The organism is Pseudaeromonas pectinilytica (assembly GCF_054780855.1).
On sequence record NZ_BAAGVN010000024.1, the window covers coordinates 1 to 12799 of the forward strand.

Below are 12799 nucleotides of genomic sequence, written 5' to 3' on the forward strand. Positions count from 1 at the left end.
TGGCTCACCCGTAATCCAATACGTTTGCCGATGGCGCTTATCTGCTCCGGGCTCCAACGCCAAGAAAGGGCCAGCTCAACAAATGGGAGCACGCAGTTGGGTATCCGAGCCTTGCGAGCGTGGGTACGGCGAAATCTCGCCTGCTGCTGTGCATAGTCAGGCTGATACCCATCCTGGCTGTTACGCCGTAACTCCCGATAGAGCGTGGAGCGATGGACGCCAATGGCGCGGGCCATGGCGGAGACGGACATCGATTGTGTACGAAGAACGGATATCTGGTATCGTTGGCCTTCGGTCAACTGCTGANATGTACGGCTTGGGGGGCGCCGAATAATGCGCAAGTGACATACACATTGTAGAGGTTGATATCATATAAGGCACCACCCGACATGGCCGGATCGAAGGCGGGATGAATAATGCCCCGCTGATAATCATCATAGCGACTCGAATATTGCGAATAATTGCATTGCACCAGGCGTAATGGCCCGAGACTCGGGAGTTGGGATTGCAGCCATTTCCAGACCGGGGTGTGGATCGAGGTTATGGCTTCAAATAAAAACAGTCGTCGTGATTTAGCCAGTGCGATTAATTGGCTCGCCTCATTCAGGTTCGAGGTTAATGGCTTTTCACAGATCACATGCCGGTTATGTTCAAGTGCCAGGCGCGCATAAGCATAATGCAGATTATTCGGGATGCCCAGATAGATAAAATCTATCTGCTCATCCTGCAATAATTGTTGGTAATCGGTATACAGATGGGGGATGGCATATTGTTGTTGCAGATTCTCTCCCTTCTCCCGACTCGATTCGCGGACACAGAGCGCATAAATAGTGACGCCATCCACCCGGCTTAATGCATCCAGACAGGAGTGAACAATATTACCTGAACCCACTAATGCAATCTTCATTCAACGCTCCTTAGGCCACGACGCGCAAATCAATATCATGCCGGGTGAATAATTCGATAAAACTAGCCGGTGGCGGCTGATCGGTAATCACACAATCGATGTCATCCCAGCCAGCGCCATGAAATACCAGACGTTGATTGAACTTGGCATATTCACAGACGCAAATACGATAAGCCGCCTGCCGGGTCATCGCATGTTTGAATTCGGCTTCCAGCTCCTGTTCACAGCCGAGTCCATGTTCCGAGAAGGCGGGCACGCCGATAAAGGCTTTATCCGCTTGATAGCGGCTGATTTGGCGAATGGCTTCGGCACCATAGATGGCCCGATTAAAGGGATTGAACTCGCCGCCCAGCATGATTTTCCGGATGCTTTCCTTGTCACTGCATTCCGCCAGAATATCCAGCGAGTTCGTGATAAAACAGGCTTCGACGGCGGTGGCGCGTGCGATTTCCGCCGGTATGGTGCCGGTGTCCAATAACACCACATCCTGGGGCTGGATCAGGCTGGCGGCATAACGGGCCAGTCGCAGCTTGGTGGCGTCCGGCTCGCTGCGCTGCCGGTAGGAGCGACCGGCTAATTTAGGCGGCTGCGATATGGCGCCACCCCGTACCCGCAAGATGCCTGTCACCTGACCCAACTTCAGCAGATCCCGGCGCGCCGAGTCGTAGGAGATCCCGTACCGCTGGCAGATGAATTCCTGAGTGACCTTTCCCTGCTGGTGGATGATCTCGATGAGTTCCAGAATGCGCTCGTCCTGGGTCATAGCGGCCTCATGCTGATGTGCAGGTGTCTATTTGTACGTGATTGTAAGTTTATGTGCAACATTTGGCGCCAATAACTTAATTTCGCTTACGTTATTCCGATCGACTACGTACCCGTTTGATGTCTCTGAGCGGTGGAGCGCCAAACAAGCGGGTGTATTCCCGATTGAACTGGGATGCACTTTCATAGCCTACCTGGACGGCCGCCGTCGTTGCATCCACGGCTTCGTTGAGCATTTTTTGCCGCGCGTCTTGCAGGCGCAAATTCTTGACGTGCTGCAGGGGACTCATCCCGCTGATCGCCCGAAAATGGTGCCGGAAGGTAGACGGGCTCATGTGGGCTTTTTGTGCCAACTCATCCATCGAGATGCGTTGCGGATAGTGCAACTTTAACCAGGTCATCACCTTGGCAATCTGCTGGCTAGGCGAGCCCGTGGCAACCAGATCACGCAGGGCGGGGCCATGTTCGCTGTGCAATAGCCGGACGACGATCTCTTGCTGAATCAAGGGGGCAATGTGGAGTGTCAGCTGGGGTTCGTGTAACAACTTCACCAGCCGGATGATCGCCTGGAGCAAACCCTCATCGAGTGTGACCACTGCCAGGGCCCGCGTCGGAACGGCCTTGGTGCGGGGCGATAGATCCATCTCGGCACAGACATGGGCAATGGTTCTGGCATCCAGCTCCAGGCGTAGTCCGAGATAGGGTTCGGCAATGGTTGCTTTCGTCACATAGGAGACAACGGGCAAGTCCACCGCAGTGAGCAACGATGTTCCTGGCCCGTAGTCGAAAATTGCATCACTCAGGGTCACCCGTTTGCCCCCCTGCACGGCCAGTCCCAAGCCGAGACCATAGATGCATGGCATGGGATCGGTTGCCGCACTACGCCGGTAGAGCATCAGTGCGGGGATCGATGTCGGGTAGTCGCCGTCAGTTTGGGCAATATCGCTGATCAGGGTCGCCAGCTCACTGCTCGTGGTCGACTGCATTGCGGTAGGGTTTTTCATCGTCTGCTCGTGAAGATTTGTCCTAACAGCAAGCCTAGCAGTTTCCGGGATCCGGCTCTGCACATTGGCCGGATATCCATCAGATCGGGCAATAACTGCATCGGATCAGGCAAACCAGTTCCTGCTCTCTCGGCGCACACTGACCGTCATCAAGTCCGAGCCAGGCGGACGACTGAGCCATGGCGAGCAATGAGGAGTTCGAGATGAAGAAGGTACTGATCATCAATGCCCATCAGTTTTATGACGGGATCTCGAGCGGCAAGCTGAATAGCGCCGTTGCCGAGCTGATCCAGCAGGAAATGGCGCAACGTGGCTATGCCGTCCAGCAGACGTCGATCGAGCAGGGCTATGACCTTCAGGAGGAGGTGGAAAAACACCTGTGGGCCGACGTCATCGTGACCCAATCGCCGGTGTACTGGTTTGGCGCCCCCTGGATTTACAAGAAATACCTGGATGAGGTGTTCACGGCGGGGATGATGCAAGGCTGCTTCCTGGATGGCGATGGCCGGACTCGGTCCGATCCGGGCAAGCAGTACGGGACTGGCGGCAAGATGCAGGGCAAACAGCATATGCTGTCGCTGACCTGGAATGCTCCCAAGGAGGCGTTTGATGATCCCCAGCAGCGCTTGCTGGCCGGTAAATCAGTGGATGATGTGATGGTCAACTACACGGCGAGCTACAAGTTTTGCGGCGTGGAAATCCTACCCTCCTTCTCTTGTTTTGATGTGATGAAAAATCCCGATATTGATGGCGACCTAACCCGGCTGAAGCAGCAATTAGCCAAGGCTTTTGGTGAGGTTGCTCTGTCAGCATTGCAACCAAACGATCGCTAAAAATCAGAATCTTAGGAGTGATCTTCACCATGAAGTACATGCAAATAATCGATAGAGATGTCTCATTGGGACGCTTGGGAAAAACAAAGTTCAACTGGAGAAAATCTATGAAGGCTGGAGCCGTTTTAACTGTCGCGTTGTTATTAAGTTCTCAAGCAGCTTTTGCCGCCGGAACTGCTGACAAAGATCCGTTGATTGGCTTAAACGCCGGGCAACAGGTGCAAGATGTGTATTTCAAGAATGGGGCGATCCGCATGGACGGGGATCTATATCTCCCTGATGGCTTTGATAAAAATAAGAAATATGCCGCCATTATCGTGACGCATCCGGGCGGCGGGGTCAAAGAGCAAACCGCTGGTCTATACGCCAAAAAACTTGCGAGCGAGGGATTTGTTACTCTGGCTTTTGATGCTTCACATCAGGGGGACAGTGGTGGCGAACCTCGCTTTCTTGAAAATCCAACAGAGCGAGTTGAAGACATTCGTAGCGGCGTTGACTACCTGAGCTCGCTAGCTTTTGTCAGTCAGGATCGCATCGGCGCGTTAGGTATTTGTGCCGGAGGGGGCTACACGATCAATGCTGCAATGACCGAGCACCGGATCAAAGCGGTAGGCACCGTCAGCGCAGTGGATATTGGATTAACCACTCGCAAAGGATGGAATGGCGACGTTCCGGTATCCGAGCAGCTGAAGCTGCTGGACTCGGTAGCGAAGCAACGTACCGCCGAGGCTAACGGAGCTGAACCATTATATGTTAATTACGTCCCACAACCGGATGCCAATACACCCCGTGATTTGCGCGAGGCCTATGAATATTATCGGACCCCTCGAGGCCAGCATCCAAACTCAACAAATCAGATGTTGTTTACCAGTATCGATAAAATGACGGCATTCTCGGCATTTGATCAGATGGGTGAGTTGTTGACGCAACCTTTACTGTTGATTGCGGGTAGTGACGCAGGCTCCTTGTGGCAGAGCAAGCAGGCTTATGAATTAGCCAACAGTAAGAAGGAGCTGTTTGTGGTGAAAGGCGCAACGCATATGACCCTGTATGATCAACCCGAGCATGTTGATCAGGCCGTGAAGAAATTAGCTCCATTCTTTAAACAGAATATTTAAAGCTTGAATCTGGAATATAGGATCGACTAACTAGCTGTTCCGAAATGTAGATCACTTGTCCGGGAAAGAGAGTCGTTTGACGGCTCCAGATCGTTGGAGCCGTGAATCGGACTCACTCTTCGACGAGGCCGATTCACGCACAGCGAAGGGAGTGAGCGACTTATTTAGCCTTATCCACCTGGGTATCCGATCCCGAGGTCAGGATCCGGACCTTATCCCCTTTGGCAAAACTCAGCTCGGGTGTGCTCGGCTGAACCACGGATATCAGTTTACCGGCATCGGTTTTGATCGTTAATTCAACCATCTGCTGCCCAGCGGCACTGGACGCCGTGGTATTGGTTTCGGCTGCTTGGCGACGACGTGAGGCTCGGGCACCCGCCACGGCTCCGGTCGCCGTGGCGATATCCTGTCCTGTACCACCACCAAACTGATTCCCTACCGCGCCACCGATGGCCGCAGCTCCTAGGGTTCGTAAGCCCTGACGATTGCCCGATGTCGAGCCGGACGTAGCACTGGCGCTGTCGGTGAAGCTCCGTGCCTCTTGTACCACGCCATATTGGATCTCTTGCGCCGTTCCCGCCAGGGCCGTATCTGCTGCCATAACCAGCAAGAGTAGGGCGGTACCCAAGTTCCTTTTTATCATGACCATCTCATTATCCTCGTCAGCGAGTGTCCACAGGTGCGTGTTAACCGGTTCGTGTCAGTACGCGCTTCAGGCCGCAAATGATGTCGACATCATCACCATCACTCCCATGCCAGACGGTGAGCACAGAACCGTGCGCCGTTGCCGGCCCTGAAACCGTGGGGCGTATTACGGCGTCGTTTGTATCGCTATGAGTGTATGACAATCGTGGGACGACGTAATGTGAGTTCAGCGATGAACTCCATGGCGAGATGCAGTGCGACAGCGACAGACGACTTCATCACGACTGTTCCTGCCAAATGCCTGATGGGTTCAACCATGACGAAAGATCGCCCACCGGTTCAAGGTGGGCGATCGCCATCAGAACTTCATGGTTTCGCCATCCGCCGGAATGCGAACCCGTTCCTGAATACCCTGCTGCTTGACGAAATCCCGCAGCTCTTGTCGGCTCAAGGTCATGTGGGTGATGGCGTCCATATGCGAGGCAACAATGGTGGCGTTCGGCGCCGTTTGAACCGCATGGAGCACATCATCTTTGCCCATGATAATGGAGCCGGTAAAACCAACCAGACGAGCATCGCCTGCATTCAGCACAATCACCTCTGGCTTGAACTTGGCTAAGGTCTGATCGACCTCGGTGCGCCAGATGGTGTCGCCCACCACATAGACGGTTTTTGCCCCGGGAGCCTGGAAGACGATCCCCATGGCCTGTTCCAGCAGAGCCGCCACTTGGTGATTGCTGAACATTTGGTCCGAGCCGTGTTGTCCTCCGGTCTTGGTCAGATGAACGCCCTCAAAGACGGTATCTTCCTCCAGGATGCGGACATCCTTAAATCCTTGATCGCGAATTAGTTTTGCATCCGCCGCATGCTGGACAAACAGGGGGATATCTTTAGGGATGAAATTGTGGTGGCCGCCATCCCAGTGATCCAGGTGGGTGTGGCTGACGATAACGGCATCGACCCCCTTCATCACCTCGTTGACGGGCATCGGGAGATCCACCAGAGGGTTGCGCCGCTCGCTATGAAACGTGCCGGGAAAACCGGGGTATTCCCCTTTCTTGGCCAGCAAGGGATCCAGCAGGAATGTTTTGCCCGCATAGTTAATTTTTGCTGTGGCGTTGCGGATTTGCTGAATTTGCACCGGTTGCGGATCCGGCTGTGCCGTCGTTTCGGTTGCACCCTGTGCCAAGGTGCTGCCTACCGCCAGGCCCAGCAGGAGGGTGATGGCTCGCATCGTGTTCATCGGTTTCATGGTTTGCTCCAACGGGTATGAATTTGTAGTGCTAGTGTGGCGGCATGGGTTTGAATTCGACATTGGCCTGAATGACAATATATGATTGTTTTAGGCCATTATGGCGTGTTCAACACCGTAAAGGGGGGTCTTATGACGGGCGCATCGCCGACTCGTGTGGCGGTTCTGGCTTTCGAGGGAGTCAGCCTATTTCAGCTGAGCGTGCCATCCCTGGTATTTGGTGTGGTCAATCGGCCCCCTAATTTTCCTGAGTACGACGTGAGCTACTGTGGGTTCACTCCAGGTCGGGTGTGCAGTGATCAAGGGATTGTGATTGATGTACCGCACGATCTGTCGGCGATGAACCATGCGGACATCATCATCGTCCCTGCCTGGTCCGATCTGGCGACACCGGCCCCCTGCGAACTGACGGATGTCCTGCGCCGGGCCCATGCCCGAGGCGTCTTGATCGTTGGTCTATGCCTGGGGGCTTTTGTGCTGGGGGATGCTGGTTTACTGGATGGCCGTGAAGCGACAACCCACTGGCTGGCGCGTGAACAATTTGCGCAACGCTTTCCCCGGACCTTGTTTCGTCCCGATGTGTTGTATGTGGCGGATGAGCATATCGTCACCTCGGCGGGTAACGTCGCAGCCATCGACTGTTGTCTGCATCTGTTACGGCAGCGGCATGGCTCTGATGTGGCGAACCGGATGGCGAGGCATTTAGTCACACCGCCCCATCGACAAGGTGGACAGGCCCAATATATCGAGCGTCCGGTGCCCCAGATTGCCAGTGAAAACCGCCTGCAATCTGTGCTGGCATGGGCCCGCGAGCATATATCCGAGCCGTTATCGGTGGATGCTCTGGCTCGTGTCGCCATGATGAGTCGGCGGACCTTTACCCGGCGTTTTAGTGAAACTACGGGCACCACCTTTATCAAGTGGCTCAATGCCGAGCGGGTGACGCTTGCCCAGCAGCTACTGGAAACGACCGATATGTCCATCGAATGGATTGCTTCTGAGGTGGGGTTCGGAACGCCACTGGCCCTGCGGCAGCAATTCTCTGTGCAACTGGGCACATCCCCTTCCGAGTACCGGCGCAGTTTTTGTGATGCTCAAAACAGCCCTGGACGCCTATAGATAGGGTCTAAACAGATATTTTTCTGCATTTCTATCGCCGTGGTTTCGTCAGCCCAGATGTGTATGGCGTTCCTGTTTCGCTTCGGTTTCCATTGCGGCCAGCCCTTGCAGAATGCCGCAGTCATTAACAGCCTGTTCGCTCATGCACCGTTTGCGTAAACCGCTCAATTGTTCTTTGAGCTGCATGAGCTCACGAATACGTTCCTCGACGTGGGCAATGTGCTGATCAAACACCGCATTGATAGCCGCGCAACCGTGACTGGGCTGGTCGGCAAGATCCAACAAAATACGGATTTCGCCATGGCTCATATCCAGCGCACGACAATTGCGGATGAAGCGCAGGCGCTCGACGTGTATCGGGCCGTATTGCCGGAAATTGCCGGCCGTGCGGGCGGGTGCAGGCAACAGCCCCTCCTTCTCGTAGTAACGCACCGTTTCGACTGTGCATTGCCCAACCTGGGCCAGCTCCCCGATTTTCATCGTGACCTCCATAAAGTGATTGACTCTATAGTAGCTTCAGGGTGTGGAATGAAGCAATCCAACATCAGGATCAGGAGCCCACCATGTCTGTCCCCGTCCAACACAAAGAACACGATCATGCGCATTCCCACGAACACGATCATGCACATGCCAACAAGTCCTGTGCGGCTTCGCCCGCTGCGTTGAGCAGAGGTACCGGATGCTGTTGCGATCATCAACGCGAAGATGTCCCCTTGTTGAAGCTGGGCAAGTCAACGCACAGCGGTGATGCGGTGCTGACCCCTATCCGGATCATGCAGATGGATTGCCCGACCGAAGAGGCTTTACTGCGCAAGAAACTGGGCGCAATGGCCGGCGTTTCCGACATGGAATTTAACTTGATGCAGCGGGTACTGACTGTAACGCACGAGCCCCAAGCCATGGATGCCATCCTGGCGGGCATCCGTTCGCTGGGCTTTACCCCTGAGTTGGCCAATGAGGTATCGGTGACAGACGGAGCTGCATCAGGGCCCGTTAAGCCATGGTGGCCGCTGATGTTGGCTGGATGTGCCGCGCTGGCTTCCGAAGTTGCCCATTGGAGCGGACTCCCTGAGTGGGTTGCGGCAGTGCTGGCATTGATTGCCGTACTGGCCTGCGGCATCACCACTTACAAGAAGGGTTGGATCGCGGTTCGCAACGGCAATCTCAACATCAATGCGCTGATGAGCATCGCTGTGACAGGGGCGCTCTTGCTCGGGCAGTGGCCCGAAGCGGCCATGGTGATGGTGTTGTTCACCATCGCCGAACTGATTGAGGCCAAATCCCTGGATCGCGCCCGCAACGCCATTGCCGGGCTAATGCAATTGGCTCCCGAACAAGCCACAGTGCAGCAAGATGATGGGACTTGGGTGACGACCGAAGCCAAGACTGTCTTGCTCAATGCGCGGGTGCGCGTCAAACCAGGCGAACGCATCGCGCTCGACGGACAGATAGTGAGCGGGCGTTCGACCATCAACCAGGCACCCATTACCGGCGAAAGCCTGCCCGTGGAAAAGGCTGAGGGCGACGCTGTGTTCGCGGGTACGATCAATGAGGCCGGATCCTTTGAGTATCTGGTTACCGCCACGGCAGGCGACAGCACGCTGGCGCGCATTATTCATGCCATCGAGGCCGCACAAGGCGTGCGGGCGCCGACACAAAGATTCGTCGACAAGTTTGCGCGTGTCTATACCCCTATCGTCCTGGCCATTGCGGTAGCGGTCGCCATCCTGCCACCCATGTTCATGGGGGGAGAGTGGTTCGCCTGGATTTACAAAGCGCTCGTGCTGCTGGTGATCGCCTGCCCCTGTGCCTTGGTGATTTCGACGCCTGTCACCATCGTCAGTGGTCTGGCTGCGGCCGCGCGTCACGGCATCCTCGTCAAAGGCGGTGTTTATCTCGAAGAAGGCCGCAAACTGGAATGGCTGGCGCTCGACAAGACCGGTACGCTCACGCACGGCAAGCCCGTGCAAACCGACTTCACATTGCTAGGTCGTAAAGGTGTTGATGACGTTCGCAGTCTGGCAGCAAGCCTCGCCAGCCGCTCAGACCATCCTGTATCCCGCGCCCTGAGTGAAGCCGCCAAGCGTGACGGCATCCCGCATCAGGAGGTTGCAGACTTTGAAGCCCTACCCGGACGCGGTACGCGGGGTGTGATAGCCGGGAGTCTGTACTACTTGGGAAATCATCGCCTAATCCACGAACAGGGACTGTGCTCGGACGAACTGGAAGCACGACTCTCGGCGTTGGAAGAACAAGGTAAAACCGTCATCCTGCTAGCGGATACGCAAGGCGTGTACGGATTGTTCGCGGTGGCCGACACCGTAAAAGAACACAGCCGCGAAGCCCTCGCAGATCTACATGCCATGGGCATCAAGACCCTCATGTTGACGGGGGACAATACCCACACGGCACGCGCCATTGCGGCTCAGGTCGGCATCGATGAAGCACACGGCGACTTGTTGCCGGAAGACAAGCTCAGCGTGATAGAGGAAAAGCTCGCAAGCAGCGGCGTGGTCGGCATGGTTGGCGATGGCATCAACGATGGTCCGGCACTCGCGCGCGCCGACATCGGCTTCGCCATGGGCGCGGCGGGTACGGGCACGGCCATCGAAACGGCAGATGTTGCGCTGATGGATGATGATCTACGCAAGCTGCCGCGTTTCATCCAGTTGTCGCGCGAAACGCATGCGCTACTGGTGCAAAACATCGCGCTGGCCCTAGGGATAAAGGCCGTGTTTCTCGTCCTGACCTTGATGGGATCCGGAACTATGTGGATGGCGGTGTTTGCCGATGTGGGCACCAGCCTGCTGGTTGTTGCGAATGGACTCAGGCTATTGCGTAAATAGAGCCGCCTCATCGCCAACATTGCCGATAAGCTGGGCTTCGAAGAGGCGACTAATTTCAGTAAATTCTTCAAGCGTGAAACAGGCTGTACGCCAGCGGACTTTCGGCAGCGGCAAAGAGCGTCTCTTTAAGTGCATGTTCCTTATCGGGTTATGTGTACTGGTTTTCCGTTGGTGATGCGACATCGGACATGCAGAGTCTGATAGCCAGCCACATCCAGTGGTGGTTTCAAAACTGTCCTGATTGCATCACGCAATGGTCGTTCGGCCTCCATAACAACCAGGCCCCCCCGTGCGGTGAGGCCTTGTGCGGTCGGGTGTTAGAGGCAGAATCGGCTACGGGCACGCGAAGAGGCCATTGAGCCGGTGATGCGGAATTTTCTACTTCGCCAAGGCGGTACTCGACATCACCGGATTGTCCGAACATGGAACTCACCTGATTCAAGAGCGCCAACGGTTCATCGTTCAATCGTTCAATCGTTCAGCGTCTTCCTTGGCGATTGGCACGATGGTGCCAATCGTGGCAACTCACCCTTCAAGATCCAGCCTCGGAAGATAGGGGAAGAATTTTCGGTCCTCGCCCATGATATGCTGGACGATGACGTCGTGGACTAGGAAGCCAAACAACTCACTGATCGAGAGCTCGTCGTGGTCAAAGCGTTCGGACAATTTAACGGCCTTTCCTAGAAGCGCTTGATGGCATCGGCGGTGATGTTCGATATCGGGAAAGGACGTGGTGGCGATGAGCTCGATCTCATCCCTGAAATGACCGGCAATGGTCTCCAGGGCTAAATCCAGAAGAGTCCTGCACTCCGCCTTGGTCCGCCCGTCCATGATGGCTAAAAGCAGATGGTTGGCTTGATCGAAAAGAGCTTGATGCTCTTCGTCGAGTCGGGGATGACCACTCTCAGCCATATCATTCCAGACCAAACGCACGAGCTCTGGCCTCTTGCCGACTTCATCCCCCTGCCGGAACCGGATCTGCGTCTGGTTTCGCCCAGAATGTTTAGCCTGATATAGCGCCTGATCTGCGAGCTCGATAAGGTTCTCGGGGGTTTCGAGTTCGCTCGCATAGCGGGTTGCGACGCCCAAACTAGCCGTCACATGAGGGGCGGCCGTATTGTCTTCATGGGGAATCTCCAATCTGGTGACAGCATGGCGAATGTGTTCTGCCAGAGCCAGTGCTCCATTGGCGTTCGTTTCGGGCGCGATGACCACGAATTCCTCGCCACCGAACCGGGCCGCGAGATCAGGGAGCCGGTGGACGGAAGCCTTGATCGCCTGGCCGATAGCCCTCAGACACTCGTCCCCTTGGACATGGCCGTAGCGGTCGTTGAAACGCTTGAAGTAGTCCACGTCCAGGATGATCAGCGAGAGCGGCGCCTCGGATCGCTTGAGCCGGAAAAACTCGGTGTTCAAAACCTCGTTGAACCGTCGCCGGTTTGCGAGCCCGGTGAGCGCGTCCGTCGTGGCCGCTAGCCGGAGGGCCTGGTCCGCCGCCTCGTGCATCAAGAGCATGAAACCTATACCGCAAACGACAGTCGCGATGAGGATGGCAACAAAGGTCAGTGATTGGATCAATTCCGGTGTGAAAATGTTCATCCCATGGGCAAATGATGGATGGATACGGCCAAGGAGACACAGCGCCAGGACGATAAAGATCGCACCTAGCCCTTTCCGTAGCCGCGACGAACATGTGACGCCGAGCAAGCTCAAACCTCCCAAAGCATACAGGCTACTAATCACGAGACTGGAGACGAGAACATACCGTGTTTTGGCGACTGCTTGATCCGGATACAGGAAATCGATGCTCGCAAACAGCAGTGCTCCTGTCACGACGACCGCGATGAGTGGCTCTTTGAGGTGAAAGCGCGAGGGGCTGATCAGTGTGAAGGCGAACATTTCGAGCGCGGCTCCGATATAGAACAGGATATTACCGGCATGGGCTGAGAGCAGCAGTGGAATAATACCCCGAAAGCTGATCAGCGACATCCCGAGCGCCCTTAGGAACTGGCCGGAGACAAAGAAAGAGAGCGCGCGTTTCGAGCCTCCCTCATAGCGATATAGCCACAACAGTGCAACTATCGAGAGGTCGGCCATCGTGCACAGTTTGATTGCCGTTGGTATATCGATGTCAAAGAAGGCCAATGATCTAGCTCCTCGGATGCCACAAGTAAGTGCAAAGCCTTCACCAAGAGGATGGAAGGCATACTACGACTACAGTTTCATTGTTTGTAAGCGCCCTTGAATCGGCATCTGTTTTTTCAGAAATCAGCTCGTCACACTTGAAATCCATTACCTCTTCGTTGGATTTTC

Annotated in this window: 13 protein-coding genes; 5 read left to right on the top strand and 8 right to left on the bottom strand. The window is 55.3% G+C overall.

The features are described from left to right. The 4 genes from ACYVG7_RS01965 to ACYVG7_RS01980 form a co-directional block, all read right to left on the bottom strand. On the bottom strand, window positions 1-332 hold a 332-nt coding region (locus ACYVG7_RS01965), incomplete at its 3' end, for a transposase (RefSeq protein WP_460881577.1). After that, entirely contained in the window at window positions 296-907 is a 612-nt protein-coding gene (locus ACYVG7_RS01970; RefSeq protein WP_460881566.1) for a Gfo/Idh/MocA family protein, read from the bottom strand. The genes ACYVG7_RS01970 and ACYVG7_RS01965, both read right to left, overlap by 37 nt. Window positions 908-917: 10 nt before the next feature. Continuing rightward, window positions 918-1670 (bottom strand): DeoR/GlpR family DNA-binding transcription regulator, encoded by a 753-nt coding sequence (locus tag ACYVG7_RS01975; protein WP_460881567.1) that lies wholly within the window; start codon window positions 1668-1670, stop codon window positions 918-920. Between the two features lie 91 nt (window positions 1671-1761). Continuing rightward, window positions 1762-2673, bottom strand: a complete 912-nt coding sequence (locus ACYVG7_RS01980) for an AraC family transcriptional regulator (protein WP_460881568.1) — start codon at window positions 2671-2673, stop codon at window positions 1762-1764. A gap of 203 nt (window positions 2674-2876) precedes the next feature. Between ACYVG7_RS01980 and ACYVG7_RS01985 the strand changes: the two genes are divergently transcribed. After that, window positions 2877-3506, top strand: coding sequence for an NAD(P)H-dependent oxidoreductase (locus tag ACYVG7_RS01985; protein WP_460881569.1), 630 nt, complete (start codon window positions 2877-2879; stop codon window positions 3504-3506). 29 nt (window positions 3507-3535) lie between these two features. Then, window positions 3536-4624, top strand: a complete 1089-nt coding sequence (locus tag ACYVG7_RS01990) for an alpha/beta hydrolase (RefSeq protein WP_460881570.1) — start codon at window positions 3536-3538, stop codon at window positions 4622-4624. 160 nt (window positions 4625-4784) lie between these two features. Here ACYVG7_RS01990 and ACYVG7_RS01995 read toward each other — a convergent pair whose 3' ends face one another. Together ACYVG7_RS01995 and ACYVG7_RS02000 are read right to left on the bottom strand one after the other, a co-directional pair. Further along, the gene (locus ACYVG7_RS01995; RefSeq protein ID WP_460881571.1) at window positions 4785-5267 is read right to left on the bottom strand and encodes a glycine zipper 2TM domain-containing protein; all 483 of its coding nucleotides are present in this window, start codon (window positions 5265-5267) and stop codon (window positions 4785-4787) included. A 360-nt stretch (window positions 5268-5627) separates the two neighbouring features. Continuing rightward, window positions 5628-6521: an MBL fold metallo-hydrolase gene (locus ACYVG7_RS02000; protein ID WP_460881572.1), complete on the bottom strand. Its 894-nt coding sequence runs from the start codon at window positions 6519-6521 to the stop codon at window positions 5628-5630. 132 nt (window positions 6522-6653) lie between these two features. Here ACYVG7_RS02000 and ACYVG7_RS02005 point away from each other — a divergent pair, with 132 nt between their 5' ends. Further along, window positions 6654-7640 carry a GlxA family transcriptional regulator gene (locus ACYVG7_RS02005; protein ID WP_460881573.1) on the top strand — a complete coding sequence of 329 codons (987 nt, stop codon included), beginning with the start codon at window positions 6654-6656 and terminating at the stop codon, window positions 7638-7640. 48 nt (window positions 7641-7688) lie between these two features. Here the strand turns inward: ACYVG7_RS02005 and cadR are convergent, their stop codons facing one another. Then, window positions 7689-8120: a Cd(II)/Pb(II)-responsive transcriptional regulator gene (gene cadR, locus ACYVG7_RS02010; protein WP_460881574.1), complete on the bottom strand. Its 432-nt coding sequence runs from the start codon at window positions 8118-8120 to the stop codon at window positions 7689-7691. An 83-nt stretch (window positions 8121-8203) separates the two neighbouring features. Here cadR and ACYVG7_RS02015 point away from each other — a divergent pair, with 83 nt between their 5' ends. Both ACYVG7_RS02015 and ACYVG7_RS02020 read left to right on the top strand, forming a co-directional pair. Then, window positions 8204-10486 carry a heavy metal translocating P-type ATPase gene (locus tag ACYVG7_RS02015; RefSeq protein ID WP_460881575.1) on the top strand — a complete coding sequence of 761 codons (2283 nt, stop codon included), beginning with the start codon at window positions 8204-8206 and terminating at the stop codon, window positions 10484-10486. Window positions 10487-10504: 18 nt separating this feature from the next. Next, window positions 10505-10615 carry a helix-turn-helix domain-containing protein gene (locus ACYVG7_RS02020; RefSeq protein WP_460881578.1) on the top strand — a complete coding sequence of 37 codons (111 nt, stop codon included), beginning with the start codon at window positions 10505-10507 and terminating at the stop codon, window positions 10613-10615. 396 nt (window positions 10616-11011) lie between these two features. On the opposite strand, the gene ACYVG7_RS02025 is transcribed toward ACYVG7_RS02020, so the two are convergent. Next, window positions 11012-12631: a diguanylate cyclase gene (locus ACYVG7_RS02025; RefSeq protein ID WP_460881576.1), complete on the bottom strand. Its 1620-nt coding sequence runs from the start codon at window positions 12629-12631 to the stop codon at window positions 11012-11014. Between the last annotated feature and the right edge of the window lie 168 nt (window positions 12632-12799).

Excerpts from the sequence above, each read along its gene's own strand:
- ACYVG7_RS01975 (WP_460881567.1), bottom strand. The coding sequence starts at position 1,670 with ATGACCCAGGACGAGCGCATTCTGGAACTCATCGAGATCATCCACCAG.
- ACYVG7_RS01980 (WP_460881568.1), bottom strand. The coding sequence starts at position 2,673 with ATGAAAAACCCTACCGCAATGCAGTCGACCACGAGCAGTGAGCTGGCG.
- ACYVG7_RS01985 (WP_460881569.1), top strand. The coding sequence starts at position 2,877 with ATGAAGAAGGTACTGATCATCAATGCCCATCAGTTTTATGACGGGATC.
- ACYVG7_RS01990 (WP_460881570.1), top strand. The coding sequence starts at position 3,536 with ATGAAGTACATGCAAATAATCGATAGAGATGTCTCATTGGGACGCTTG.
- ACYVG7_RS01995 (WP_460881571.1), bottom strand. The coding sequence starts at position 5,267 with ATGATAAAAAGGAACTTGGGTACCGCCCTACTCTTGCTGGTTATGGCA.
- ACYVG7_RS02000 (WP_460881572.1), bottom strand. The coding sequence starts at position 6,521 with ATGAAACCGATGAACACGATGCGAGCCATCACCCTCCTGCTGGGCCTG.
- ACYVG7_RS02005 (WP_460881573.1), top strand. The coding sequence starts at position 6,654 with ATGACGGGCGCATCGCCGACTCGTGTGGCGGTTCTGGCTTTCGAGGGA.
- cadR (WP_460881574.1), bottom strand. The coding sequence starts at position 8,120 with ATGAAAATCGGGGAGCTGGCCCAGGTTGGGCAATGCACAGTCGAAACG.
- ACYVG7_RS02015 (WP_460881575.1), top strand. The coding sequence starts at position 8,204 with ATGTCTGTCCCCGTCCAACACAAAGAACACGATCATGCGCATTCCCAC.